Here is a 26,768-nt window from a genome sequence, read left to right on the forward strand (position 1 = left end):
CAGATCGGGTCGATCTCCGTCACGATCACCCGGGCACCCTGACCGCGCAGCGACTCCGCACAGCCCTTGCCCACATCCCCGTACCCGAAGACCACCGCGGTCTTCCCGCCGATCAACACGTCCGTCGCCCGGTTGATCCCGTCCACCAGCGAATGCCGGCACCCGTACTTGTTGTCGAACTTCGACTTCGTCACCGCGTCATTCACATTGATCGCGGGGAACAGCAGGATGCCGTCACGCTGCATCTCGTACAGACGGTGCACACCCGTCGTGGTCTCCTCCGTCACACCACGGATCTCGGAGGACAGCTGGGTCCACTTCTGGGGGTTCTCGCCCAGGGTGCGGGTCAGCAGCTGGAGGATGACGCGGTGCTCGTCGGACTCGGCGGTGTCGACGGAGGGGACCTTGCCGTCCTTCTCGTACTCGACGCCCTTGTGGACCAGGAGGGTGGCGTCGCCGCCGTCGTCCAGGATCATGTTCGGGCCGCCGGTGGGGCTGTCCGGCCAGGTCAGCGCCTGCTCCGTGCACCACCAGTACTCTTCCAGGCTCTCGCCCTTCCAGGCGAAGACCGGGATGCCCCGGGGATTCTCCGGGGTGCCGTCCGGACCGACGGCGATCGCGGCGGCCGCGTGGTCCTGGGTGGAGAAGATGTTGCAGGACGCCCAGCGGACCCGCGCGCCGAGCGCGGCCAGCGTCTCGATCAGCACGGCCGTCTGGACGGTCATGTGCAGCGAGCCGGTGATCCGGGCGCCGGCCAGCGGCTGCGCCTCGGCGTACTCCTTGCGGATCGCCATCAGGCCGGGCATCTCGTGCTCGGCGAGGGTGATCTCCTTGCGGCCGAAGACGGCCAGGGAGAGGTCGGCGACCTTGAAGTCCTGTCGGTTGTCGACAGTCGTCATTGCGAGCTGCTCCTCGGGGTTGGGGCGAGGTGGGTACGGCTGACCTGCGCGGCGGCGGACACAGGGGTGCCCGGGGAGGACACGAGGCATGCCCGCGTGCGCGCAGCGCAGTCCGTCGGAGGCCCTCTCTCCCTCGGCCGGCCCGTCGTGGGCCGCCCGACCGCCATCAGCAGCGACGTCTGGCTCTGTCCCAAGCTACACCGGGAAGCCGGGCGGCCCCAGTCCGCCTCGGGACACCGAGGGCCGTTCGGTAGCGGGGTCAGTGGCCGGCGGGATGCCGGTCCGGTCCGCCGGGGGTCGCCTCCGGGTCGGCGCCCTTCGCGGCTTCGGCCTCGCTGTAGATGTCCGGTTCGAGGTAGATGACCCGGGCGATGGGGACGGCGGTGCGGATGCGGGCCTCGGCGGCGTCGATGGCGGTGGCGATCTCGGCGGCCGTGTCGTCGTGCCGGACGGCGATCTTCGCGGCGACGAGGAGTTCCTCGGGGCCGAGGTGGAGGGTGCGCATGTGGATGACGCCGGTGACGGTGTCGCCGTCGACCGTGGCGTCCTTGATCTGCCGGACCACGTCGGCGCCGGCGGACTCGCCGAGCAGCAGCGACTTGGTCTCGGCGGCCAGGACGAGGGCGATCGCGACGAGCAGGACGCCGATGCAGACGGTGCCGACGCCGTCCCAGACGCCGTCGTCGGTGAGCAGGGAGAGGCCGACGCCGCCGAGGGCGAGGACGAGGCCGATCAGCGCGCCGAAGTCCTCCAGGAGGACGACGGGCAGTTCGGGCGCCTTGGCGCGGCGGATGAACTGCGCCCAGGAGAGCCTGCCGCGCAGTTCGTTGGACTCCTTGATGGCCGTACGGAAGGAGAAGCCCTCGGCGCAGATCGCGAAGAGGAGGACGGCCACCGGCCAGTACCAGTTGTCCAGGGGGTGGGGGTGGCTGATCTTCTCGTAGCCCTCGTAGATGGCGAACATGCCGCCGACGGAGAACAGGACGATGGAGACCAGGAAGGCGTAGATGTAGCGTTCGCGGCCGTAGCCGAAGGGGTGCTGCTCGGTGGCCTCGCGCTGGGCCTTCTTGCCGCCGATGAGCAGCAGGAACTGGTTGCCGGAGTCGGCGAGGGAGTGCACGCCCTCGGCGAGCATCGACGAGGAGCCGCTGAAGGCGAAGGCCACGAACTTCGATACCGCGATCGCGAGGTTGGAGCCGAGTGCCGCCACGATCGCCCTGGTGCCGCCTGACGCGCTCATGTGTCCGCGTTGTCCCTTCGCCTTCGTACGTACGTGGCTGTGCCGCACGCATCCGTGCCGGCGGCCGGCCCTTTGCCCGTGCTTTGCCGGTGGGTCATTGTTGCAGCCCGGCCCGGTGGCGGTACGCCCGGTCGTTCAGACGACGACCGTGGCCCGGAAGAGCGTGCCCGTCCCCGACACCTCGGCCTTCTCGCCGGCGGGGACGAAGACGGACCGCCCCGGGGCGAGGTCGTGGGCGCCGGCCCGCACGGAACCGGCCGTGCAGAGCAGGATCTGCGGGGCGGCGAGGGTGAGGTCGCGGGCGGCGGCGCCCTCGGCGAGGACGTAGCGGGAGAGGCGGAACTCGTCGACGGGGGTCTCGTAGACCTCCTCGCCGTCCGAGCCGGCCTCGGGGCGCAGCACGCCGGGGTCACCGGGCTCGAAGCGGACGACGCGCAGGAGTTCGGGGACGTCGACGTGCTTGGGGGTCAGTCCGCAGCGCAGGACGTTGTCGGAGTTGGCCATGATCTCCACGCCGAGCCCGTCGAGGTAGGCGTGCGGGATGCCGGCGCCGAGGAAGAGGGCCTCGCCGGGCTGGAGCCGGACGTGGTTGAGGAGTATCGCGGCGAGGACGCCCGGGTCGCCCGGGTAGTGGTGGGCGAGGGCGGCGTAGGGGGCGTGGTCGCCGCCGAGGCGGGCGCAGGCGGCCGCGGCCTCGTGGACGGTGTGGGCGATCTCCTCGCGGTCGGCGGTGAGGATCGCGGTGAGCACCTCGCGCAGGGCCGTTTCCTCGGGGTGGGCGTGCAGCAGGTCGACGTAGGGCTTGAGGGAGTCCACGGCGAGGACGGCGAGCAGGTCGGCGGCCTCGGCGGGGGCGCGGAATCCGCACAGGCCGTCGAACTCGGTGAGCGCGCAGATCAATTCGGGCTTGTGGTTGGCGTCCTTGTAGTTGCGGTGCGGGGCGTCGGCGGGGATGCCGCGGCGCTCCTCGTCGGCGTAACCCTCCTGGGCCTGCTGGAGGTTGGGGTGGACCTGGAGGGAGAGGGGGGCGCCGGCGGCGAGGATCTTGAGCAGGAAGGGCAGGCGCGGGCCGAACCTGGCGACCGTCCCGGCGCCCAGTTCCCGTTCGGGGGCGGCCTCGATGACCTCGGCGAGGGTGCCGCGCGGGGTGCGCGAGGGAGCGCCGGGGTGGGCGCCCATCCACATCTCCGCCTGCGGCTGCCCGCTCGGCTCGGTGCCGAGCAGATGGGGGATGGCGGTGGGGGAACCCCAGGCGTAGGGGCGGATGGTGTTGTCCAGGCGGTCCATGCGCTTCTCTCTGCGGGGGTCTCTCGCGGCGGGTTCTCTCCGGGGGCCGGGTCAGGCGCCGGAGGCGAGTGCCAGGTAGACGGCGGCGAAGTCGGTGACGGCGATCAGTTCCGCGAGGGTCTCGATCTCGCCACCGGGCTCGGGCTCCAGCTCACTGATCGGCGTGTCGTGGCTGAGGGCCAGGTCACGGGCGGCGGGAGCGGCGGTGACACCGCCGAGCGGGCGGTCGCGCAGCAGCACCACGCGCGCGTGCAGCGCGGGCGCCTCGTCGACGCGGTCGCGGAAGAAGTCGTCCGGGTCGGCGCTGGCGGCCAGCGGGCCGGCCAGCAGGGCGCTGTGCACGGCGAGCGCCTCGGGCAGTTCGGCGACGACGGCGGGGACGCCGGACAGTTCGGCGAGCCCGGCGGCGAACCGGCGGCCGGCCGGGCCCGCCGCGAGGCCCTCGGTCCAGATCACCGGCAGGGCGTCGGCGAGTTCGGCGGCGAGGGTCTTGGCCGGGTTGCCGTAGGTCGCGATCGCGGGCCCGCAGCGTTCTGCGATGCGGTCGAGCCGGTCGGCGGCCGCCTCCAGGGCGTCGGGCGGCGCGGTGAGCAGGCCGACGCGGTCCAGGAGGGCGAGCAGCGGGGTCAGCAGCGCCCACAGCACGCCGGGGGCGGCTCCGGCGAGGGGCTCGTCGTGGTCGTAGGGGGCGGTCGCCATCGGGATGAACAGGCCGTGGGCGCCCTCGACGGATGCGGCGAGGGGGGTGCGGGCCGGAGCGACGGCGACGACCGTGCAGCCGCGGCGGTAGCCCTGTTCGGCGAGGAGGGCGAGGCTCGGTTCGGTGCCGTCGGGGGTGGCGATGAGCAGCAGGTCGACGGAGCCGGCCCAGCCGGGCAGTTCCCAGCGCAGGGCGCCGGCGGCGGAGGCGACGCCGGTGGGGGCGAGCCGGGTGACGGGGCTGCCGCCGCCCGCGAGGGTGCCGAGCAGGTCGGCGGCCTGGGTGGCGGCGGCGCCCGGTCCCGCGATCAGGACGGCGCGGGGGCGGCCGTCGGGCCGCAGCTCCCCCACTCCGGCCTCGGTGGCGTGCCGGGCGGCGGTACGGACGCGGGCGCCGGCTTCGGCGGCGCCGCGGAGCAGTCCGCGGCGGTCGGCGTCGGCGAGCGTCTCCGGGGCGTCGAGCAGCGATTCGTCGAGCATGGGCGGCAGCCTCCGATCGGGCGCCGAGCGCCGGGGCGTCGGAACGTCAGGGCGTCGGGACGGCGGGTCCTGGCGGCGGCGCGACGGCGGGACAGCGGCGCGGGTCCCCGCACGAGCGGGTCCTCGGGCGGCGTCGGTGCGCCGGGCCGTCGCGTCCTCGGTCAGGCGGGGCGGCGGGCCTCGTCGACGAGCAGGACCGGGATGCCGTCACGGACGGGGTAGGCCAGGCCGCAGTCCTGGCCGGTGCAGATCAGCTCGGTGTCCTGCTCCGTGAGGGGGGCGTGGCAGACCGGGCAGGCGAGGATCTCCAGAAGGCCGGCTTCGAGCGGCATGGGGGTTCCCTTCGGGGCGCTGGGTGCGTATGGGGTTGTACGGACGTGCCTGGTCAGGGTACCGCCGGTCGGGGAGCCGGTGACGGGGTCGCGGGCGGGACCGCGGGCGGGCCGGCCGGGGGCGGTGCGCGGGTACGGGGTTCAGCCCCGGATGATCGCCAGGGCCTCGTCGCGGACCTTGGCCATCGTCGCCTCGTCGCGGGCTTCCGCGTTCAGGCGGAGCAGCGGTTCGGTGTTGGAGGGGCGGACGTTGAACCACCAGTCGGCGGACGTGACCGTGAGGCCGTCGAGTTCGTCGAGGGTGACGTCGGCGCGGCCGGCGTAGGCGGTCCTGATCGCGGCGAGGCGGGCGGCCTGGTCGTCGACGGTGGAGTTGATCTCACCGGAACCGGTGTAGCGGTCGTACTGGGCGACGAGCGCCGACAGCGGGCCGTCCTGGCCGCCCAGCGCGGCGAGGACGTGCAGGGCGGCCAGCATGCCCGTGTCCGCGTTCCAGAAGTCCTTGAAGTAGTAGTGCGCGGAGTGTTCGCCGCCGAAGATCGCGCCCGCCCTGGCCATCTCGGCCTTGATGAAGGAGTGGCCCACGCGGGTGCGCACCGGTGTGCCGCCGTGCTCCTTCACCACCTCGGGGACCGACCAGGAGGTGATGAGGTTGTGGATGACCACGCCCTGACCGCCGTGCCGGGCCAGTTCGCGGGCGGCGACCAGCGCGGTGACCGCGGACGGGGAGACGGGCTCGCCGCGTTCGTCGACCACGAAGCAGCGGTCGGCGTCGCCGTCGAAGGCGAGGCCGAGGTCGGCGCCCTCGGCGCGGACCCGCTGCTGGAGGTCGACGAGGTTGGCCGGGTCCAGCGGATTGGCCTCGTGGTGGGGGAAGGTGCCGTCCAGTTCGAAGTACATCGGGACGAGGTCGACGGGCAGGCCGGTCAGGACGGTGGGGACGGTGTGGCCGCCCATGCCGTTGCCCGCGTCGACGACCACCTTCAGCGGGCGGATGGAGGTGACGTCGACCAGGGAGCGCAGGTGGGCCGCGTACTCCTCCAACGTGTCGCGCCGGGTGGACGTTCCCGTGCGCCGTACCGGTTCCGGGGGGCCCGACTCGCGCCAGCGCTCGGCCAGTTCGCGGATCTCGGCCAGTCCCGTGTCCTGGCCGACGGGGGCCGCGCCCGCGCGGCACATCTTGATGCCGTTGTACCGCGCCGGGTTGTGCGAGGCCGTGAACATCGCGCCCGGCAGGCCCAACGCGCCCGAGGCGTAGTACAGCTGGTCCGTGGAGCACAGGCCGATCTCGGTGACGTCGACCCCGCGCCGGGCCGCGCCGCGCGCGAAGGCGCGGGCCAAGGCGGGCGAGGAGGGCCGCATGTCGTGCCCGATCACGATGGCTTCGGCGCCGGTCACCTGGACGAAGGCCGCCCCGAACAGCTCGGCCAGCGACTCGTCCCACTGGTCCGGGACCACCCCGCGCACGTCGTACGCCTTGATGATCTGCGACAGATCGGCAGCAGTCACGGCCAGCCCTTCCGAAGTCCCAATCCGTCCCCACAAACTACCCGTCCCGGGCGGTGGAGCCGGCGCACGAACCGTGCCGGAGGGGTGCTGTGGTACGCCGCCGGCGCTCGACTGGCGTGGTGGTGAACGGTTTTGTCAGTTGTCCGGGGAGCGGAGCACCCGCAGATGGCCGCGGCGCGCGACCTCCATCGGGTCCGCCCCGCGCCCGCCGCCGCCACCGGCCCCGGCGGCGCGCTCCTGCGGACGGGCCGCCTCGCGCACGGCGTTGGCGAGCGCTTCGAGGTCGTCGCCGCTGGGGCGGGCGGGGGCCGAACCGTCGAGCAGCCGGACGACTTCCCAGCCGCGCGGGGCGGTGAGGCGCTCGGAGTGCTCGGCGCACAGGTCGTAGCAGTGGGGTTCGGCGTAGGTGGCGAGCGGGCCGAGGACCGCGGTCGAGTCGGCGTAGACGTACGTCAGCGTCGCTACGGCGGGACGGCCGCAAGCGGTGCGCGAACAGCGACGTACAGGGCTCACGACGTTGGACGGTACCGCACTCTTGAGCGGGCCGCGACGACTCTCCACCAGGTCACTCCCCCGTGTCGTGCTGTGAAACACCCCACACATCCCTTCGGGTCTACCTTACTGACCTGCGGCGACGGACGATCACCGGATCCCGAACACCCCTTGTTCCAGTCACGAGTGGGTACAAAAACCGTCAATTGCCTTGAGAGCGGCGGTCTTGGAGAGATACGGAATCGAGTCCGAGCTTGGCCGGAATCCGCGCCGGGCCACTGGTCCCGACGGGTGGCGCGCGGTGTCCGGGACCGCGCGCGTGACCGGGCGGGGCGGGGCGGTGAGGACTACGCTTCGTCAGTGATGGACAACCGTGTACCGCCCCGTGCCACCGGCCCCGGGCCCCGCCGGCGTGATCGCCACGGCCGGGGCATGCGCGGCCCGATCGCGCCGCCGCAGGTGCCGCTCGCCGCGAGCCGCGCCGAGGCGTTCGCGGACCTCGTGCAGGACTCCGTGGACCGGCTGGAGCGGCGGTGGCCGCAGCTCACCGAGATCGACTTCCTCGTCCTGGAGGTGCCGCGGCCGCCCGGCCCCGAGCAGTCCTGGAGTGATGAGCCGGTGCCGCTCGGGGACACCTTCCCCGCGCGGGAGGGGCGGCGGGCGCGGGTGGTCGTCTACCGGCGGCCGGTGGAGATCCGCAGCAAGGGCCGTGACGAACGGGCCGCTCTGGTCCACGAGATCGTGGTCGAGCAGGTCGCCGACCTGCTGGGGCTGACGCCGGAGACGGTGGATCCGCGGTACGGGGAGGAATGAGCGGGGGCGTCTCCTCCGGGCCGATCCTGGTGGGCCGGACCGGCCGGTGGGGCGGACCCCTTGGTGAGGCGGACCGGCCGGTGAGACTGCCCGGCCGGTAGGGCGGACCCGTTGGTGAGACGGCCCGGCCGGTGGGGCGAACCCGTTGGTGAGGCGGACCGGCCGGTGAGACTGCCCGGCCGGTAGGGCGAACCCGTTGGTGAGACGGCCCGGCCGGTGGGGCGAACCCGTTGGTGAGACGGCCCGGCCGGTGGGGCGAACCCGTTGGTGAGACGGCCCGGCCGGTAGGGCGAACCCGTTGATGAGGCGGACCGGCCGGTGAGACTGCCCGGCCGGTGGGGCCGCCCGGCCGGTGGGGCGGCCGGGGGCCGTCAGGTTCGTCGGTGTGGTGCCGGTGGCGTCATGGCTTCTGGAGGACCGACACGTCCTGGTCCGTGCGCGGGACCGAGACCGTTCCGCGGTCGTCGGGCAGCGTCTGGACCGTGATGCCGGGGACGCCCTCCTCGGTCGCCGTGAGGGTGCGCGCCCCGTACACCGGGCCGCCGGACAGCCGCTCCACCGTCAGGGCGTACGTGCCCTTGAGGCCGGCCGGCTGCGGCGGGGCGATGTCCTGGGTGGTGCCCGCCTTGATGGTGTACGTCTTCGACACCGCCGTACCGCCCCCGCTGCCCGCGGACGCGGTGACCTTGACCTGCGCGGCGGCCGTCGGCGCCGTCAGGGAGAGCGTCGAGCCCTTCGCGCTGTTGTCGGCCGACGTCGCGCGGGTGCCGATCGGCGCGGAGGCCGGGATGAACGCGGTCTCCTGCTTGTCGCCCTTGCCCTCGGTCACCCGCAGCGCGGCGACCACCGGCACGGAGCCGGAGGCCGGGGTCAGCACCAGCGAGCCCGCCTCGCCACGGGTGAGCGGGCCCAGGTCGACGGCGGTGGTCATACCGCCCTTCAGGTGCACGGTCTCATGGCCCGCGGGCGTGATCAGCCCGGTCGGCGAGGCCAGCCGCAGCTTGAGGTCGGTGTCCGCGTCGGCGGGCGTGAACGCGATCAGCCGGACCGAGGTGGCGTCCTTGGGGATGCCCGGCAGCACCAGGCTGCCGGCCGGGTCCGTGGCGGCGGCCAGCCAGTCCCCGCCGGTCTTCTGGTCCAGCGCCTGCACCGCCGCGCCGACCCGGCCGCTGCGCACGCTCACATGCACGGTGAGGTCGTCCTGCGGTGCGTCGCCGAGCGTGGACAGCAGGACCGGCTCGCTGGAGTGCGGCGCGACCGTGATGCCGTCCCCGGCCGTCGACTTCACGGCGCCGTCCTTGCCGTACAGCTCGATGTCGACGACCGCGGCCGAGTCGTCCGGGTTGGTCAGGTGGACGTAGTCCGAGCGGCTCGCCGCGGTGCTCGCGCCGGGGAACCAGAACTCGGTGTCCGGCGGGGTGCACGCCACGCCCAGCAGGCCGCGTCCGGCGCCCGCCGCGACCTCGGTGGTCTGCTGCACGGTCCAGCCGGGCGCGAACCTGCCCTCGGCGGTGCCGATCAGCGCCGGCGCGTCCGCGCCCGAGGTGTCCCCGGTGACCGGCGTACCCGGGTCCTTGGGCTGGAGCGCGGGCTCGGCCGCCTTCTTGCCGGCGTCCTTGCCCTTGCCCTTGTCCTTGCCGCCCTTGCCCTGGTCGTCATTCGTGGCGTCCGCGGTGCCGGAGTCCGTCTGCGCGTCGGCCGACGTGAGCCGGGCCGTGCCGCCGCTGCCGGTGCCCCGGGTCACGGGGGTGAAGGACGTGTACGCGGTGTCGGCTATGTCCGAGCTGCTCGGCGACGGGCAGACCAGGGTGGTGCGCTCGACGGGCAGCCGGGCGGCCGCCCCGGCGGTACCCGCGCCCGCCGCGTCGGGGGTGTCCAGCGCGGCGAATCCGGTGACGGCGGCGAGCGCGGCCACTCCGGCGATCAGGGACAGGGTCGTGCGGTTCACTGCTGGCTCCCGTCGGGGCGCTCGCTGCCGTTGCCGTTGCCGTGCGGGTGGTGCTGGGCCGGGTCGTACGGCTGCTCCTCGTACCCCTGCTGACCGTGCTGGCCGTGCTGGCCCTGGTGGCCCTGGTGGTACGTCTGGCCGTAGGCGGCCGTGGGGTGCTGGCCGCCGTACGCGTACGGGTCGTACTGGCCGCCGCCCTGGTAGGGGTCGCCCTGGCCGCCCTGGTACGTCTGGTCGTACGCGCCCGCCGGGTACTGCTGGGGCTGGGCGGCGCCCTGGTACTGCTCGCCGTAGGCGTCGTACTGCGGCGTCGCCTCCGCTCCGGCGTAGGCGTCGGTGCCGGCGGCGGGGTCGGCGGTGGTGTCCCACCCGCCGTAGGACTGCTGGTGCGGGACGGCGGCGGGGGCCTCCTGCGGGGCGGGCGGCAGGTCGTCCGGGGCGGACCGCAGTGTCTCCTGGCCGGCCGCCTCGCTCTCCGCCTGGGCGCGCAGCCTGCGGGCCCGGCGGCCCTCCCCGGTGGCCGCCTGGACGGGCACGGGCCGCTCCTCGGGCAGGTCGTCGTCGACGTCACGGCGGCGGCCGGGCAGGGCGAGCACGACCAGGACGAGGGCGAGCGCGCCCTGGACCCACAGCCAGGCGGTGTGGCCGACCGGGTCGTCGTACGTCACGTCGAGCCGTCCGCCGGAGGCGGGGAGCTTGAAGCCCTGGGCCCAGCCGTCGACGGTGGTGCGGGTGAGCGGCCTGCCGTCCAGGGAGGCCGTCCAGCCGGGGTCGGCGGAGTCGGCCAGGCGCAGCACGCGGTCCCCGGAGCCGGCCGGGATGTCGGTGTGGACGCGCACCGGCCCGGCGGCGACGGGCTGCGCCGGGCCGGAGCCCGAGGCCGGGACGACGGCGGCGCGCGAGACCTCCTGGTTCACCCGCCACAGGGCGCTGCCGTCCTGCTGGCTGAGCCGGGACAGGCCGGGGGTGGCGTCCAGGACGCGGCTGATCTCGCGGGGCGCGCCCTTGTGGACGAGGACGTAGCGCACGGCGAAGCCGCCGAGCTGGCCGGACTGGTCGGCGCCGGAGCCGGCGACCAGGTTGGCGACGACCTTGTCGAGCTTGCCGTTGTGCCCGGCCGCCGCGGCCAGTTCGGCGTCGCCCAGGCGGACTCCGGAGCCGCGGACGAGCATGTAGCCGACGTGGGCGGCGGAGTCGCTGTCGAGGACGAGGGTGCGGGCCTGGTCGCGGGTGCTGCTCTCCTCCGCGACGAACGCGGGCACCTGCACCGCGTCGCGCCGCTCCAGCGGGCCGTCGGCGCCGCGGATCATCCAGCCGGCGACGACGAGCAGGGGTCCCGCGGCCGAGGCGAACGCGATCAGCGCGGCGACCGGCTGGCGCCAGCCGAAGCTCTGCTCGGCCACGCGCGCGCGTGCCCCGTCGGCGCCGAGCAGGGCGGCGGCGAGGAGCGCGATGCCGTAGACGAGGGTGGCGGGGCCGGCCCAGGCGGAGGCGTTGGACAGCACCGCGAAGACGAGCGCCACCAGGGCGACGGTCCAGGCCGTCCAGACGGCGGCCCGGCGCTCGGCGCGCAGCAGGGCGGCCAGCGCGGCCAGGACGATGCCGATGAGCATCAGGCCGTGCACGGTGCCGGGGCCGCCCGGGGTGGCGCCCAGCAGGTCCAGGGCGGAGGCGGCCGAGGAGCCGTACTCCAGTCCGGCCTCCTTGAGGAAGCCGGTCGGCAGCAGCGTCAGCGACCAGGGCGCGAGCAGCAGCAGCGGGGTGCCCAGCTGGGCCAGGAACCGCAGTCCGTGGGCGACCGGGTCGCGGCGGCGCACGGCCAGCACGCCGAGGCCGAGGACCAGCGCGATGGGCCACACGACGGGCGTGAAGGCGGTGGTGATGGTCAGCAGCAGGGCGTACGCCCAGGTGGCGCGCCAGCTGCCGCGGGTCCTGGAGCCGCCGGTGAGGCCGGCGGCGGCGATGCCCGCGCGGGCGATGAGCGGCAGCAGCACGGCGAGCACCGAGGTGCCGATCCGGCCGCCGGCCAGGGCGCCGGTGGTCGCGGGCAGGACGGCGTAGGCGACGGCGGCCCAGGCGCGCAGCAGGCGGGAGGGGACGAGCGGGCGGGAGGCGAAGTACGCGGTGACGCCGGCCAGCGGCACCGAGCCGATCAGCAGGACGGTGACGGCGAGACCGGTCGAGCCGAGCAGCAGGGAGGCCAGCAGCGCGATCATCGCCAGGTAGGGCGGCGCGGAGGGGGTGCCGCCGGCGCCGACCGGGTGCCAGGCGTCGAGGAAGCGCGACCACAGGTCGGAGGAGCCGGCCGGGGCGGGCAGCAGGGCGCCGCCGCTGAGCGCGCCGCCGCCGAGCAGGCCGCGGCAGGCGATCAGGGAGACGAGCAGCAGCACCAGGAAGAGCACCGGGCCGGGTTTGCGGGCGATGCGCTTGAGCCGGGCGAACTGCTCGATCTCCAGGAAGTCGGCGTCGTCGCCGCCGGGTCCTGACTCGACCGCGCCGCCGTGCCGGCCGGCCGAGGAGACCTCGGGGTCGGAGCCGCCGACGAGGTTGCCTGCGACCTGTTCGACGGTGGCGCGGACGGTGGCGCCCGGGGGCGGGAACAGCGCGCGCAGTTCGCCCTTGTCGAGCCGGGACGCCCCGCGGCCGCGCCGGCCGGCGACGATCCGCTCGGGGCGCAGCAGGGTGCCGGCCAGGCCGCGGATCTCGTCGAGGGCCTGACCGGGGACCTTGCCGACGAGGTAGGCGACGGTGCGCAGCAGGGTGCCGACGACGATGCGCAGCAGCACCCAGGGCAGCACCGCGGTACGGCTGTTGACGAGGAGGGTGTAGACGGCGCCGGCCTTGTCGACCTTGTGCGGGGAGGCTGCCGTGCGTCCCACGCAGTCGACGGTACGGCGTTCGCGGGAGGCGGCCTCGGCGTGCCGTACGACGGCGTCGGGGGCGATCAGGACGCGGTGGCCGGCGGCGTGGGCGCGCCAGCACAGGTCGACGTCGTCGCGCATCAGGGGCAGCCGGCGGTCGAAGCCGCCGAGCTGCTCGAAGACGTCACGGCGGATCAGCATGCCGGCGGTGGACACCGACAGCACGGACCGGACGTGGTCGTGCTGGCCCTGGTCCTGTTCGCGGCGGTCGAGTCCGGTCCAGCGGCGGCCCGAGTCGGCGATGCTGACGCCCACTTCGAGCAGTTGTCTGCGGTCGTACCAGCCGCGGAGTTTGGGGCCGACCACCGCCACGTCGTCGCGGCCCAGCTCGTGCTCGTTGTCGACGACCCGCAACAGCTGGGCGAGGGCGTCGGGTTCGGGGGCGCAGTCGTCGTGCAGCAGCCACAGCCACTGCACGGGTTCGCCGTGGGGCAGTTCGGGCAGGTCGTAGGTGTCGTCGCGCCAGGTGCGGGAGTGGGGGTCCCAGCCGCTGGGGCGCTTGAGGTACGGCAGTTCGTCGGGGGTGAGGACCGGGGCGGCGCGCACGGCCTCCTCGACGGCCTGGCCGAAGCCGGTGCGCCGGGCGAGGTGCAGCACGCGGTCGGCGCCGAGGGCGTCGGCCAGGACCTGGGCGGAGGTGTCGGCGCTGCCGGTGTCGGCGGCCACCGCGTACTGCGCGGGGCGCTCCTGGCCGAGCAGGCCGGTGAGCGCGTCGGGCAGCCAGCGGGCGCCGTCGTGGGAGACGAGGACGGCGGTCACGACGTGCCGCGGGTACTCCGGCGGGCGGGCGGGGTCGGACGGCGTCGGAGCGAACTGTGCCGCGCGCGTGGGGTCCGACTGCGCTGCGGCGTCGTAGTGGGCTGCCCTACGGCTGTGCACGGACATCGAGATACACGGCCCCGGTTCGGTGGACTGCGGTGGACGCCTGCGCTCCCTGGGGGCAGCGGGGCGTCTCGGACGAGCGACCACACTACTGGCTGACCATGACGGCGGCCCGCCGCCTGTGGACAACCCACCTGCGACGGGCCGTTCGTGACGTTCGCCCGGGGTGAATCCCGGGGAAGGCCCCGGGGAAAAGGGGTCAGGAAAGGGTCAGACCGCGGCCTTCTTCAGGCGGCGGCGCTCGCGCTCGGACAGGCCGCCCCAGATGCCGAAGCGTTCGTCGTTGGCGAGGGCGTACTCAAGGCATTCGGAGCGGACCTCGCAGGCGAGGCAGACCTTCTTGGCCTCGCGGGTGGAGCCGCCCTTCTCGGGGAAGAAGGACTCGGGGTCGGTCTGGGCGCACAGCGCGCGCTCCTGCCAGCCGAGTTCCTCGTCCGCGTCGTCGACCAGCAGTTGCTGCACCAGCTCGGTCATGTGCGCCCCTCGTCTGTCTTTCGCGTCCCCGTGATGTAGCCGTTACCGATACCGGCCGAACGACACGAGTGAAATTACAAGTGTGCTGCTCCGGGCGAGTCAAGCCGGGATCTGCTATTGGGGCCCTGATTCACTCTGCGGAACCAAGGCGATGCGGAAAGTGTTCAAATCGGCATAAACCTTGACACCTGGAGGAGGTCCCCAAGACCTTCCGTCCCGCGCGGGGTCCCGGCGGAGCCCGCACCGGGAAGGACGCCCACGTCTTCCATCCCGTTCCGGCACGCGCGCCGAAGCGAACCAGATCACAGTCGGATCACGGGATCGCAACGGGGCTTGCGCGCCAGGCTTGTGCGCCTTGTGTCCCGGCCTCCCGCTGAGCAAACCTTTCATCTGCGAGATGAACCGGATGAGGTGAAACATGTCCCACATACCGGGCGATGAGTTGACAGTCGTGGTGTGAACCGGTGTCCTTGTGGGCATGCTCGCGAACTCGGCACTCACCTCGACCCGCACCGCCGGGTCCCACGGTGCTGCCCGCGCTCGCTGTAGCTGTCGCTGCCGCGGCTGTTGAGTCACGCGCTCCCGCGCACTCCAGCCGCCGCCGGGTCCCCCTCGCGGCCCGGTGCCCGTTCCCGCAGACCTTCTCCTCCGAGGAACCACCGCACCCCATGAACAGCGACAGCGACCTCCAGATCGCCGGCGACCTGCTCGAAGTCCCCCACCTCCTGCAGGCCCCCCGCGCGCACCCGGCCACCGTGGCCGAGTTCGCCGGCCTGGCCCGCGCGGTCGCGGCCGACCGCGCGCAGTGGGCGCATCTGGTGCGGTACGACGCCACGACCCGCTGGTACCACCGGCTGCGCACCGGCCCCGGCTACGAGATCTGGCTGCTGTCCTGGGTGCCCGGACAGGGCAGCGGTGTGCACGACCACGGCCGCTCCTCCGGGGTGCTGACCGTCCTGGAGGGCACGCTGACCGAGCGCACCCGGCAGGGCGGGCGCGCACTGGAGGCCGGCGCGCAGCGCGTGTTCGCCCCGGGATACGTGCACGAGGTCGTCAACGACGCCCTGCGCCCGGCGGTCAGCCTGCACGTCTACTTCCCCGGCCTGACGGAGATGCCCATGCACTCCGCGCACACCGTGTACAGCGCCGCCCGGTGCGCCGGCGCCGCCCTCGGGACGGCGGGCGCCGTCAACGTGTGAGGCGGGCCGGGGCGGCCGCGTGCCGCGTTGTCGTACCCGCCTGCCAGACTTGGCCCATGCGGATTGTGGTTCTGGCAGGCGGCATCGGTGGTGCCCGGTTCCTGCGCGGTCTCCAGAGGGCCGTGCCGGACGCGGACGTCACGGTCATCGGCAACACCGGCGACGACATCCACCTCTTCGGGCTGAAGGTCTGCCCGGACCTGGACACGGTGATGTACACGCTGGGCGGCGGCATCAACGAGGAGCAGGGCTGGGGGCGGGCCGAGGAGACCTTCCACCTCAAGGAGGAACTCGCGGCGTACGGCGTCGGACCGGAGTGGTTCGGGCTCGGCGACCGCGACTTCGCCACGCACATCGTGCGCACCCAGATGCTGAGCGCGGGCTATCCGCTCAGCGCGGTGACCGAGGCGCTGTGCGACCGGTGGAAGCCGGGGGTGCGGCTGATCCCGATGACCGACGACCGGGTGGAGACGCACGTCGCCGTGGAGGTGGACGGCGAGCGCAAGGCGGTGCACTTCCAGGAGTACTGGGTGCGGCTGCGGGCCTCGGTGCCCGCCGAGGCGGTCGTGCCGGTCGGCGCCGAGCAGGCCAAGCCGGCGCCGGGCGTGCTGGAGGCGATCGCGGAGGCGGACGTGATCCTCTTCCCGCCGTCCAACCCGGTCGTCTCCGTCGGCACCATCCTCGCGGTGCCCGGGGTGCGGGAGGCGATCGCGGACGCCGGGGTGCCGGTGGTCGGCCTGTCCCCCATCGTCGGGGACGCGCCGGTGCGCGGCATGGCCGACAAGGTGCTGGCGGCGGTCGGCGTGGAGTCCACCGCCGCCGCGGTCGCCGAGCACTACGGCTCGGGGCTGCTCGACGGCTGGCTCGTCGACACCGTGGACGCGGCGGCCGTGCAGCGGGTGGAATCGGCCGGCATCCGCTGCCGGGCCGTCCCGCTGATGATGACCGACCTCGACGCGACCGCGCGGATGGCCCGGGAGGCGCTGGCCCTGGCCGAGGAGGTGCGGGGAGCGTGAGCGCCGCGCCGCCGACGGGCCGGCCGGCGCCCGCGTTCCGGGTCTGGGCCGTGCCCGGCCTGCCCGAGGTCGCCGCCGGCGACGACCTGGCCAAGCTGATCGCCGCCGCCGAACCGGCGCTGGCCGACGGGGACGTCCTGCTGGTCACCTCGAAGATCGTCTCCAAGGCGGAGGGCCGGGTGGTCGAGGCCGCCGACCGGGAGGCCGCGATCGACGCCGAGACGGTACGGGTGGTGGCCCGGCGCGGCCCGCTGCGCATCGTGGAGAACCGGCAGGGCCTGGTCATGGCCGCCGCCGGGGTGGACGCCTCCAACACGCCCGCCGGGACCGTCCTGCTGCTGCCCGAGGACCCGGACGCCTCCGCGCGCGCGATCCGCGACGGCCTGCGCGACGCCCTCGGCGTCGACGTCGCCGTGGTCGTCACCGACACCTTCGGCCGCCCCTGGCGGGCCGGGCTCACGGACGTCGCCATCGGCGCGGCCGGCCTGCGCGTCCTGGACGACCTGCGGGGCGGCACGGACGCGCACGGCAACCCGCTCGGCGCGACCGTCGTCGCCACCGCCGACGAACTCGCCGCCGCCGGTGACCTGGTCAAGGGCAAGGCCGCCGGGCTGCCGGTCGCCGTGGTGCGCGGGCTGCCGCACGTGCTGGCGCCGGACGACGCCCCGGGCGCGCGGGCGCTGGTGCGCGACGCCCGCGACGACATGTTCCGGCTCGGCACCTCCGAGGCCGTACGGGAGGCGGTGGCCCAGCGGCGTACCGTGCGGTCCTTCACCGACGAGCCCGTCGATCCCGGCGCGGTGCGGCGTGCGGTGGCCGCGGCGGTGACCGCGCCGGCCCCGCACCACACCACCCCGTGGCGGTTCGTGCTGCTGGAGTCGCGGGAGTCGCGGACGCGGCTGCTCGACGCGATGCGCGACGCCTGGATCGCGGACCTGCGCCGCGACGGCAAGAGCGAGGAGTCCATCGCGCGGCGGGTCCGCCGCGGCGACGTGCTGCGCGACGCCCCGTACCTGGCGGTGCCCTGCCTGGTGATGGACGGCTCGCACCACTACGGCGACGCGCGGCGCGACGGCGCCGAACGGGAGATGTTCGTGGTCGCCGCCGGGGCCGGCGTGCAGAACTTCCTGGTCGCGCTGGCCGGGGAGCGACTCGGGTCGGCGTGGGTGTCCTCGACGATGTTCTGCCGGGACGTGGTGCGCGAGGTGCTGGACCTGCCGCCGGACTGGGACCCGATGGGCGCGGTGGCCGTCGGGCACCCGGCCGGGCAGCCGAGGCCGCGCGACGGGCGGGACGCCGAGACGTTCGTCGTCGCGCGGTGACCGCTTAGTCTCGTAGGGCATCTCCGGCACCCCTCCGACTGGCACTTCCGGGACCCGACTCGTGGCAGGACGCTTCGCTCCGCGGCCGCCGCGCACGACCGTGCGCGGCGGCGACGGCGCCGTGCCCGCGGGCTTGCCGCGTCAGGCCGCCGGGCCCGAGCGGGTACGCGTCTGGGTGCCCGACGGGCCGTACGACCTGGGCCTGGTGCTCGGGCCGCTGCGGCGAGGGCCCGGCGATCCGACGTTCCGGGCGATGCCCGACGGGTCGGTGTGGCGGGCCAGCCGCACTCCCCGGGGGCCGGGGACCCTGCGGGTCCTCGCGCGCGGCGGCGAGGTGCGCGGCCAGGCATGGGGGCCCGGAGCCGAGTGGCTGCTCGACCGGCTGCCCGAGCTGCTCGGAGCCGCCGACGACCCGTCCGTGTTCGCGCCGCGGCACCGGCTGCTCGCGCTGACCGGGCACCGGCGGCCGGGGCTGCGGCTGACCCGGACCGGGCTGGTGCTGGAGTCGCTGATCCCCTCGATCCTGGAACAGAAGGTCACCACGGTCGAGGCGTACGCGGCCTGGCGGCGGCTGGTGCGTACGTACGGGGAGCCGGCGCCCGGGCCCGTGCCCGCGCCGATGCACGTCATGCCGGCGCCGCGCGCCTGGGCGCTGATCCCGTCGTGGGAGTGGCACCGGGCCGGCGTCGACGACAAGCGGGCGTCCACGGTGCTGCGGGCGGTGCGGGTGGCCGCGCGGCTGGAGGAGGCGGCGCGGATGGAGCCGGCGGCCGCGCGGGCACGGCTGGAGCTGGTGTCCGGGATCGGGCCGTGGACGTCGGCGGAGACCGTGCAGCGCAGTCACGGCGCGCCGGACGAGGTGACGGTCGGGGACCTGCACCTGCCGGGGATCGTGGGGTTCGCGCTGGCCGGTGACCGCCACGCCGACGACGCGGCGATGCTGCGGCTCCTCGAACCGTACGCCGGTCAGCGGCACCGGGCGGCCCGGCTGATCCTGCTGAGCGGGCGGACACCGCCCCGGCGGGCGCCGCGTATGGCCCGGGGGGACATCGGGCGGTTCTGAGCCGGGCGCGTGCCGTGGCGGGACCGGCCGGCGCACGGTGGGTCGGGCCGCGGGACGCGCTCGCCGCGGGACGGGGGACGGGGGACGGGGGCCTGCACGGCCGGTCGCGGCCGTCGTCGGGTCAGGGCGAACGCGCCGATCGCGCCCGTCGCCGGGCCGGGCCGAACGTGCCGCTCACGCTCGCCACCGCATCAGGCCGGTCACGGCGGTCACGGCGGTCACGGCGGTCACGGCCAACGCCGGGATCAGGGCGGTCGTACCGACCGTGTCCGCCACCGGACCAGGCCGGCCGGGCCGACGGCGGCCGCCACCCGGCCAAGCCGTCACGCCGACCGCGCCCGCCACCCGACCAGGGCGTCACCCGACCGCGCCCGCCACCCGACCAGGCCGTCACCCGACCGCGCCCGCCACCCGACCAAGCCGGTAGGACACACCTTCGCCGCCCGGCCGGACCGGATGTCCCCGTCGTCCGCTACTGGTCCGAGGAGAACCGCACCGCCCCCGCCGGGATGCGGGCGTCGCACCACACCCGTACGCCGTCCCGGAGTTCGTTGTCGGCGCCGATCACCGCGCCGTCGCCGATGACCGTGCCGGTGAGGACGGAGCGGGTGCCGATGCGGGCGCGGGTGCCGATGAGGGAGTCGGTGATGACGGCGCCCGGTTCGATGACGGCGCCCGGCAGGATCGTACTGCCGGACACACGCGCCCCCTCGGCGACGGACGCGCCCTCGCCCACCACCGTGCCGTCGGTCAGCTTGGCGTCGGGCGCGACGACGGCCGTGGGCAGGACCAGGCGGTCGCCGCAGCGGCCGGGCACCGCCGGGGAGGGGGCGCGGCCCAGGACCAGATCGGCCGAGCCGCGCACGAAGGCGGCCGGGGTGCCCAGGTCCAGCCAGTAGGTGGAGTCGACCATGCCTTGCAGATGGGCACCGGCCGACAGCAGGCCGGGGAACGTCTCCCGCTCCACGGACACCGGGCGGCCCTGCGGGATCGCGTCGATGACGGACCGCCGGAAGACGTACGCCCCCGCGTTGATCTGGTCGGTGACGATCTCCTCGGGCGTCTGCGGCTTCTCCAGGAAGGCCAGGACGCGGCCGGTGGCGTCGGTGGGCACCAGGCCGTACGCCCGCGGGTCCGTCACCTTCGTCAGGTGCAGGGAGACGTCCGCGCCGGTCTCCTCGTGGGTGCGCACCAGGGCGCCGATGTCGAGGCCGGTCAGGATGTCCCCGTTGAAGACGAGGACCGGGTCGTCCGGGCCGGAGCGCAGCCGGGCGGCGACGTTGCGCAGCGCGCCGCCCGTGCCGAGCGGCTCCTCCTCGGTCACGTACTCCAGGTGGAGTCCGAGGGCGGAGCCGTCGCCGAAGTACGGCTCGAAGACCTCGGCCAGGTAGGAGGTGGCGAGCACGATGTGCTCGACGCCGGCCGCCTTCGCCCGCGCGAGCTGGTGGGTGAGGAACGGCACCCCCGCCGCCCGCACCATGGGCTTGGGGGTGTGCACCGTGAGGGGGCGCAGCCGGGTGCCCTTGCCGCCGACCAGGAGGATCGCTTCTGTCACCTGTCGTCTCTGCTTCCTGTCTGCTTCCTGCCGGGACCGGCCGATCTGTCCTTCGGCCGGCCAGTTTATGCAGTGCGTTCCCGGCCGCCCTCGATGGCCGCGCGGCGTGTTCGGGCGGGCGGCACGGCGTCAGCGGCCCTGGTAGCGCGCGGCGGTCGAGCGGATCGTGCCGAGCTTGCCGTAGAGCTTGCGCCCGGGGCAGTCGGTGGCGAAGCCGTCCCGGTGGCCGGAGATCACGTTCAGGCGTACGTTCTTTCCTTTTTGGTAGAGGTTGCCACCGGCGGACTTCAGATATGTCTTTCCGCGCGGATTCATCCCATAGAGGCCGAGCTTCCACGCGGTCAGCCGGGCGACCGCCTTCACGGCGGCCGAGGAGGGCTTGGACTTGCTGTAGGTGCCGATGACGGCGATGCCGACGCTGTCGCTGTTGAACCCCATGGTGTGGGCGCCCAGCACCGGCTTGGCGACGCCCCCGGCGCGGCCCTCGTAGATGGTGCCGCACTTGTCGACGAGGAAGTTGTAGCCGATGTCGCGCCAGCCCATGCTGTTGACGTGGTAGCGGTAGATGCCGCGGATCACCGCGGGCGTCTGCGCGCAGCGGTAGCCGTTGCCGGTGGCGGTGTGGTGGACGAACGCCACCTTGTCCTTCTTGGTGTAGACGAACTTCCCGTGGCGCAGCGACTCGTCGGCGCCCCAGCCGCGGCGGGTCACGATGCGCGGGCGCGCCCCGATGTGCGGCTTGACGCGCTGAGCCGCCGTCAGTTCGTCGCCGCGCAGCTCGATCAGCTCGCGTTCGGTGTCGGCGCCGCTGAGCGCGGGGATCTCGGTGGCGTCCAGCGGGGCGAGGGCCGCGTTGGCGGCGGAGGCGGTGGAGGCCGCCTCGCTCAGCTCACCGGTGCGCGACTGGTCGGCTCCGGGGTCGCCGGTGCCTTCGGTGTCCTCGGTGTCCTCGGTGTCCTTGGTTTCTTCAGTGCCCTCGGTGACCGCGGCGCCCTTGGTCTGCGGCGGGTCTCCCGGGTCGACGAGTTCCAGGCGCAGGCCCGCGGGCAGCGCGCCACGGGCGGTGCCGCCGCTCCCCCGGCCCCCGGCACCGGCCTCGGTACCGGCACCGGACCCGGCACCGGCACCGGCTTCGTCACCGGACCCGGCCCCGGCCCGTACGCGCACGTCGACGCCGTCGCTGTCGCCCACCCACAGCGGTGCGGTGGCCCCGCGGACGTGGCCGCCGGCGCGCTCGGCGGTGCCGGGGTCGGCGCCGTGGTCGGCGTTGTGGGTCTCGACGTCCTGCCAGGGCGACCAGTTGCCGTCGGCGGCGGAGCGGGTACGGACCTGGACGCTGCCGCGCAGTGCGGCGGCGGGGTCGTCCCAGACGACCCCGAGCAGGGAGAAGTGCCGCACGTGCGCACGGCGCAGGCCCTGTTGCGGGGCGCCGCCGAAGGTCCGGGCGCGGGACGTGCTCCCGGCGAGCGGCACCAGCGGCAGGGACTGGGTGCTGCCGGGGACGGCCTCCGGCGCGGCGCCCGGGGGCCGCCCCGCGGCGGCGGGCCGCGCGGGGGCCGCGGCGGCGGGCAGCCCCGGCGCGAGGGCGAGAGCGGTCGCGCAGGTGACACCGATCGAGGACGCAAGGAATCCGTATCGACGCATGCCCACGATCTTGGACATAGTCATACATATATGTCCATCTTGGAACTGACGGTGCGTCGGGTGACGTTCCCCCGAACCGGTGGCCGCCCGGCCCTCCCCCGGCGGCCGCCGCCCGGTGCGCCGGCCCGCCGCCGCGTACCCTTGCGCGGGTGACCGCCACCGAACGCACCCCTGCCGACCTGCTGCGTTCCGCGCTCGCCGCGGACCCCGGCCGCCCGCTGGTGACCTTCTACGACGACGCCACGGGCGAACGCGTCGAATTGTCCGTGGCCACCTTCGCCAATTGGGTGGCCAAGACCGCCAACCTCCTCCAGGGCGACCTGGCCGCCGGGCCCGGCGACCGGGTCGTCCTGCTGCTGCCGGCGCACTGGCAGACGGCCGTGTGGCTGCTGGCGTGCGCGTCGGTCGGCGCGGTCGCGGACGTCGGCGGCGACCCGGCCGGCGCCGACGTGGTCGTCAGCGGACCGGACACGCTCGACGCGGCGCGCGCCTGCCGGGGCGAGCGGGTGGCGCTGGCGCTGCGGCCGCTGGGCGGGCGCTTCCCGCAGCCGCCCGCCGGGTTCGCCGACTACGCCGTCGAGGTGCCGGGGCAGGGCGACCGGTTCGCGCCGTTCGCGCCGGTGGACCCGGAGGAGCCCGCGCTGGTCGTGGCCGGCGCGGAGTACACGGCGGCGGAGGTCGTCGAGCGGGCCCGCGCGGACGCCCCGGGACTGGATCTGACCGGCCCCGGCTCCCGGCTGCTGTCGGGGCTGGCGTACGACACCTGGCAGGGCCTGAGCGCCGGCCTGTACGCGCCGCTCGCCGCCGGCGGTTCCGTCGTGCTGTGCCGGAACCTGGACCGCCTGGCCGGGGACGCGCTGGCCGAGCGCATCGAGAGCGAGCGGGTCACGGCCACGGCCCGGTGAGCGGCCGGGGACGGCCATGGGCACGCGCCCGCGGGTGAGCGGGCGGGCCCATGGAAGGCTTCAGGCTTCATGGAGTTTCACGAGATCCCCACGCGGGCGGCGGCAATTCCGGTGCCGGGAAACGGAATCCGGGGCGGATTCCGTACCGGCCCGATTCTGCTGCGCAGCCGGACGACTACGGTCGGTGCGTTCCGCGGGGCGTACAGCTGTACGCCCCCGCAGTGCACGGCGCCGCACACCCGGCCACGCCCACAACGGTGTTCACCGGTGATGACCGCTTCTGAGCAGGTGTGCGAGTAAAGCCGCACCCAAAGGGCGAACTTTTGTCCAGGGAAATGGGCGGATTGCCCGCTTGTAGGGACGTGCAATTTGTCACCGGCGTCGCTCAATGCTCAATCAGCCGGATAGTGTGAGCGATCCGGTGCACCGGGCCCCGAAGTCTCCCGAGGTCTCCCGAGGTCTCTTCGGGATCGTGCGCTGTGTGAACCAGACCTGAGCGCCTCTGGGGGAAGGCGCCGCGTGGCCCCGACGGAGGGTTCGGACAACCGTGGACGCGCAAGGCCGTGGGCGGGCGGACAACATCGATCCCGCAGACCAGTGGGTGCTCAACCCGAACACCGGCGAATACGAACTGCGACTGGGCCCTTCCGCTCCGCAGTCGGCGGTCCCGGGGCAGCGCCGGTCCTCCCCGCGCCGCGCGGACGGCGACGGGTCCGGGCGGCGTACCACCGCGCCCGGCCGTGAGCAGGCCGAGGCGCACAAGACGGCCCCCGCCCGCCCGGTGCCCGCACCGCGCCGCCGCCGCGGCGCGCCGCCGGAGGAGCAGCCCGCCCCCGGGCGGCGCGGCCGCCGTCCGGAGAAGAAGAAGTCGCGGACCAAGAAGGTCCTGGTGTGGACCGGCGGCACCATGGCGTTCGTCCTGGTCGGCGCCGGCACCGCGGGCTACCTGATCCTCAAGCACCTCGAAGGCAACATCAGCAGCACCGATGTGGGCGACGCCGCCAAGAACGGCTTCAGCAAGGACGACGCCTTCAACATCCTGGTCATCGGCACCGACAAGCGCACCGGCGCGGGCAACGAGGGCTACGGCGACAAGGGCAGCGTGGGCCACGCGGACACCAACATCCTGCTGCACGTCTCCAAGGACCGTACGAACGCGACCGCGTTGAGCATCCCGCGCGACCTGATCGTCGACGTCCCGGACTGCCCCACCAAGCAGCCCGACGGCAGCACGAAGGTCGTCCCCGGCTCCCACAACGTCCGTTTCAACACGAGCCTCGGCCAGGACGGCCGCGACCCGGGCTGCACGATGCGCACCGTCAAGGCGGTCACCGGCATCACCCCGGACCACTTCATGATGGCCGACTTCAACGCGGTCAAGACGCTGACCACGGCGGTGGACGGCGTCGACGTGTGCCTCAAGCACGCCGTCGACGACCCGGACTCGCACCTGAAGCTGTCCGCCGGCTCGCACAAGATCGAGGGGGAGCAGGCCCTCGCGTTCGTCCGCACCCGGCACAGCTTCGGCAACCAGGGCGACCTGGACCGGATCAAGGTGCAGCAGCAGTTCCTCAGCTCGCTGATGCGCAAGATGGCCTCCGGCAACACCCTCACCAACCCGGCCAAGCTGTACGACCTCGCCGACGCCGCCACCAAGGCGCTCACCGTCGACAAGGGCATCGACAAGGTGAACACGCTCAAGGACATGGCCCTGGAGCTGAAGAAGGTGCCGACGAAGAACATCACCTTCCTCACCGTGCCGGTGCTCGACAACCCGGCGGACGGCAAGGTGCACAAGACGGTCATCGTCAATCAGGGCACGGCACCGCAGGTCTTCAGCGCCATCACCGGCGATGTCTCCTTCACCGAGGTGAAGCAGAAGCAGCAGGCCTCGCAGGACGCCGAGGCCGCCCGCCTGCAGGGCACCCGGTCCACGGCCTCCGACGTGCGGGTGCGCGTCCTCAACGGCGGGGCCGCCGACGGCGCCGCCCAGCAGACCCTGACCTGGCTGCAGAACAACCAGGGCGTGACCAAGTCGGAGAACGGCAGCAACGCGCCCGCCAAGCTGGACACGACGACGCTGGAGTACGCGCCCGACCAGGCCGCCCAGGCCCGGGAACTCGCCGCGCTCATGGGGCTGCCCGGCTCCGCGCTGAAGCCGGGCAGGAGCGTGACGAACTCCCAGGGGCTGCCGGCGATGACGCTGACCCTGGGCAAGGACTTCAAGGGCGCGGGCGTGTCCCTCACGGCTCCGGCGAAGGCGCCGGACGTCGCGAAGTCCACGGCGGACAAGGTTCAGTGCGCCAGTTGAGCGGACCATGTGACCTGACCGGCCCGACACGCGTCTAACAAGGCGAAGAACAGGCCGGTTGGACGGCACCAGGGCGGGGAGGGCGGGGAGTTGACGCAGAGCGGTCTGCGCGGGGAGGGGCCTGCGGCCGAGGACACCATGCCTCTGCCGGCGCAGGGCAGGAGCGCGGGCGGCGGCGGAGGCCGCCGCGACGGAGACGGAAGCGGACAAGGCGGGCACGACACCGCGGGCAAACGTCCCAAACGGCGCGTACTGCGCTGGTCGGCGACGGTCCTGGCGGTGGTCATACTCGGGACGGCCGGCGCCGGATTCCTCTACTACGAGCACCTCAACGGAAACATACGCAAGGGCGAGCGCGACAGCGGCGACTCCAAGGCGCAGAAGTCGCAGCCGAACGCGGCCGGGCAGACACCGGTCAACATCCTGCTGATCGGCTCCGACAGCCGTAACTCGGACGCGAACATCGCGCTGGGCGGCAGCCGGGAGAACCGCGGCAGCCCGCCGCTGGGCGATGTGCAGATGCTCATCCACCTGGCCGCGGACCGCAAGAGCGCCGCCGTGGTGAGCATCCCGCGCGACACTCGCGTCGACATACCCGCGTGCAAGGACCCGAAGACCGGCAAGCAGTACCCGCCGACCAACACCATCATCAACGAGTCCCTGGCCCGCGGCGGCGCCGGCTGCACCCTCGCCACCTGGCAGAACCTCACCGGTGTGTACATCGACCACTGGATGACGATCGACTTCGCGGGCGTGGTGCAGATGGCGGACGCCATCGGCGGCGTCGACGTCTGCGTCAACCAGAACGTGTGGGACCACTCGACGCCCGCGGCGCACGGCGGCTCCGGCCTCAAGCTGAAGGCCGGCACCACCAACATCAAGGGCGAGCAGGCCCTGCAGTGGCTGCGCACCCGGCACGCCTGGGGCAGCGACCTGATGCGGGCCCGCGCCCAGCACATGTACCTGAACTCGATGATCCGCACGCTGAAGGGCCAGAGCATCTTCACCGACAGCGGGCGGCTCATGGGCCTGGCCGAGGCGGCGACCAAGTCGCTCCAGGTCTCCGAGGAGATCGGCACGGTCAAGAAGCTGTACGACCTGTCCATGGAGCTGAAGACGGTCCCCACCGACCGGATCACCATGACGACGATGCCCAACGTCGAGGACCCGGGCAACAGGGACCACGTCGTCCCGGACGGAGCCGGTGCCGAGAAGGTCTGGAAGATGCTCCGCGACGACGTGGCCTTCGACGGCAACGGCGGCAAGGACTCCGACGACAAGGCCAAGGCGGACACCGCCAAGGACCAGCCCTCCACACCGCCCGCGCACACGGACGGCCAGATCGGCGTCGCCGTGCAGAACGGCACCCGCGGTTCCTCCCGGGCCGCGGTCCCGCACCGGGCCAGCGACATCAGCGGCGAGCTGGAGGGCAAGGGCTTCACCCGGGCCGTGGCGGACGGGTCGGTGACACCGTCCGTGGACCAGACGGTCGTCCGCTACCCGAGCGCCGAGCTGAAGGGCGACGCCGAGCGCGTCGCGCGGGCGCTGGGCATCCCGCTGAGCGCGGTGAAGAAGTCGACCGACGTCTCCGGGGTCACGCTCGTCGTGGGCGCGGACTGGCGCACCGGCACCTCCTTCCCCCAGCAGGCGGACCCGAAGGCGGGGGACATCCCGAAGAACTCCGACGCGCTCAACGGCGCGGACGACAAGCAGTGCATGAACGTGTACTCGAAGATCTACGAGTGGTAGTCCCCGCTCCGCGCGAAGGGCCCCTCCC

20 protein-coding genes are annotated in these 26,768 nt (G+C 73.8%); 8 read left to right on the forward strand and 12 right to left on the reverse strand.

What is annotated here, in order from left to right; genetic code table 11:
* The 7 genes from ABZ858_RS03320 to ABZ858_RS03350 form a co-directional block, all read right to left on the reverse strand.
* The coding region (locus ABZ858_RS03320) for an adenosylhomocysteinase (protein ID WP_361371993.1) at positions 1-899 on the reverse strand (899 nt) is incomplete at its 3' end.
* 259 nt (positions 900-1,158) lie between these two features.
* Positions 1,159-2,139, reverse strand: coding sequence for a cation diffusion facilitator family transporter (locus ABZ858_RS03325; RefSeq protein ID WP_361371996.1), 981 nt, complete (start codon positions 2,137-2,139; stop codon positions 1,159-1,161).
* A 135-nt stretch (positions 2,140-2,274) separates the two neighbouring features.
* Positions 2,275-3,426 carry a mannose-6-phosphate isomerase, class I gene (manA, locus tag ABZ858_RS03330; RefSeq protein WP_361371999.1) on the reverse strand — a complete coding sequence of 384 codons (1,152 nt, stop codon included), beginning with the start codon at positions 3,424-3,426 and terminating at the stop codon, positions 2,275-2,277.
* A gap of 51 nt (positions 3,427-3,477) precedes the next feature.
* Entirely contained in the window at positions 3,478-4,605 is a 1,128-nt protein-coding gene (locus ABZ858_RS03335) for an SIS domain-containing protein (RefSeq protein WP_361372002.1), read from the reverse strand.
* Between the two features lie 161 nt (positions 4,606-4,766).
* Positions 4,767-4,937: a Trm112 family protein gene (locus tag ABZ858_RS03340; RefSeq protein WP_361372004.1), complete on the reverse strand. Its 171-nt coding sequence runs from the start codon at positions 4,935-4,937 to the stop codon at positions 4,767-4,769.
* Positions 4,938-5,078: 141 nt separating this feature from the next.
* Positions 5,079-6,446, reverse strand: coding sequence for a phosphomannomutase/phosphoglucomutase (locus ABZ858_RS03345; protein WP_361372007.1), 1,368 nt, complete (start codon positions 6,444-6,446; stop codon positions 5,079-5,081).
* 135 nt (positions 6,447-6,581) lie between these two features.
* Positions 6,582-7,007, reverse strand: coding sequence for a DUF3499 domain-containing protein (locus tag ABZ858_RS03350; RefSeq protein WP_361372010.1), 426 nt, complete (start codon positions 7,005-7,007; stop codon positions 6,582-6,584).
* A gap of 294 nt (positions 7,008-7,301) precedes the next feature.
* Between ABZ858_RS03350 and ABZ858_RS03355 the strand changes: the two genes are divergently transcribed.
* Positions 7,302-7,751: a metallopeptidase family protein gene (locus ABZ858_RS03355; protein ID WP_361372912.1), complete on the forward strand. Its 450-nt coding sequence runs from the start codon at positions 7,302-7,304 to the stop codon at positions 7,749-7,751.
* Between the two features lie 400 nt (positions 7,752-8,151).
* Here the strand turns inward: ABZ858_RS03355 and ABZ858_RS03360 are convergent, their stop codons facing one another.
* From ABZ858_RS03360 to ABZ858_RS03370, 3 genes are all read right to left on the reverse strand, one after another.
* Positions 8,152-9,699 (reverse strand): DUF5719 family protein, encoded by a 1,548-nt coding sequence (locus tag ABZ858_RS03360; protein ID WP_361372013.1) that lies wholly within the window; start codon positions 9,697-9,699, stop codon positions 8,152-8,154.
* Positions 9,696-13,505: a glycosyltransferase family 2 protein gene (locus ABZ858_RS03365; RefSeq protein ID WP_361372016.1), complete on the reverse strand. Its 3,810-nt coding sequence runs from the start codon at positions 13,503-13,505 to the stop codon at positions 9,696-9,698. The genes ABZ858_RS03360 and ABZ858_RS03365 overlap by 4 nt, the downstream gene beginning before the upstream one ends.
* Before the next feature lie 207 nt (positions 13,506-13,712).
* On the reverse strand, positions 13,713-13,976 hold the full coding sequence (locus ABZ858_RS03370; protein WP_003975777.1) for a WhiB family transcriptional regulator: 264 nt from the start codon (positions 13,974-13,976) through the stop codon (positions 13,713-13,715).
* Positions 13,977-14,644: 668 nt separating this feature from the next.
* On the opposite strand from ABZ858_RS03370, the gene ABZ858_RS03375 reads away from it, so the two are divergent.
* The 4 genes from ABZ858_RS03375 to ABZ858_RS03390 all read left to right on the forward strand — a co-directional run bounded on the left by ABZ858_RS03375 (position 14,645) and on the right by ABZ858_RS03390 (position 18,576).
* Positions 14,645-15,175, forward strand: a complete 531-nt coding sequence (locus ABZ858_RS03375) for a cysteine dioxygenase family protein (protein WP_361372019.1) — start codon at positions 14,645-14,647, stop codon at positions 15,173-15,175.
* A gap of 56 nt (positions 15,176-15,231) precedes the next feature.
* Positions 15,232-16,191, forward strand: coding sequence for a 2-phospho-L-lactate transferase (cofD, locus tag ABZ858_RS03380; RefSeq protein ID WP_361372022.1), 960 nt, complete (start codon positions 15,232-15,234; stop codon positions 16,189-16,191).
* Positions 16,188-17,513, forward strand: a complete 1,326-nt coding sequence (locus ABZ858_RS03385; RefSeq protein WP_361372024.1) for a coenzyme F420-0:L-glutamate ligase — start codon at positions 16,188-16,190, stop codon at positions 17,511-17,513. The genes cofD and ABZ858_RS03385 overlap by 4 nt, the downstream gene beginning before the upstream one ends.
* Positions 17,514-17,574: 61 nt before the next feature.
* On the forward strand, positions 17,575-18,576 hold the full coding sequence (locus ABZ858_RS03390) for a DNA-3-methyladenine glycosylase 2 family protein (RefSeq protein WP_361372027.1): 1,002 nt from the start codon (positions 17,575-17,577) through the stop codon (positions 18,574-18,576).
* Between the two features lie 472 nt (positions 18,577-19,048).
* On the opposite strand, the gene ABZ858_RS03395 is transcribed toward ABZ858_RS03390, so the two are convergent.
* Both ABZ858_RS03395 and ABZ858_RS03400 read right to left on the reverse strand, forming a co-directional pair.
* The gene (locus ABZ858_RS03395; RefSeq protein WP_361372030.1) at positions 19,049-20,131 is read right to left on the reverse strand and encodes an NDP-sugar synthase; all 1,083 of its coding nucleotides are present in this window, start codon (positions 20,129-20,131) and stop codon (positions 19,049-19,051) included.
* 129 nt (positions 20,132-20,260) lie between these two features.
* Positions 20,261-21,793 (reverse strand): peptidoglycan recognition protein, encoded by a 1,533-nt coding sequence (locus ABZ858_RS03400; RefSeq protein ID WP_361372914.1) that lies wholly within the window; start codon positions 21,791-21,793, stop codon positions 20,261-20,263.
* Positions 21,794-21,924: 131 nt separating this feature from the next.
* On the opposite strand from ABZ858_RS03400, the gene ABZ858_RS03405 reads away from it, so the two are divergent.
* The 3 genes from ABZ858_RS03405 (at position 21,925) to ABZ858_RS03415 (ending at position 26,740) form a co-directional block, all read left to right on the forward strand.
* Positions 21,925-22,680 (forward strand): TIGR03089 family protein, encoded by a 756-nt coding sequence (locus ABZ858_RS03405; protein WP_361372033.1) that lies wholly within the window; start codon positions 21,925-21,927, stop codon positions 22,678-22,680.
* Between the two features lie 547 nt (positions 22,681-23,227).
* Positions 23,228-24,991, forward strand: coding sequence for an LCP family protein (locus ABZ858_RS03410; RefSeq protein ID WP_361372036.1), 1,764 nt, complete (start codon positions 23,228-23,230; stop codon positions 24,989-24,991).
* A gap of 138 nt (positions 24,992-25,129) precedes the next feature.
* Positions 25,130-26,740 carry an LCP family protein gene (locus tag ABZ858_RS03415; protein ID WP_361372039.1) on the forward strand — a complete coding sequence of 537 codons (1,611 nt, stop codon included), beginning with the start codon at positions 25,130-25,132 and terminating at the stop codon, positions 26,738-26,740.
* Positions 26,741-26,768: the final 28 nt, after the last annotated feature.

It is taken from the genome of Streptomyces sp. NPDC047017 (assembly GCF_040644175.1).
GTDB lineage: Bacteria > Actinomycetota > Actinomycetes > Streptomycetales > Streptomycetaceae > Streptomyces.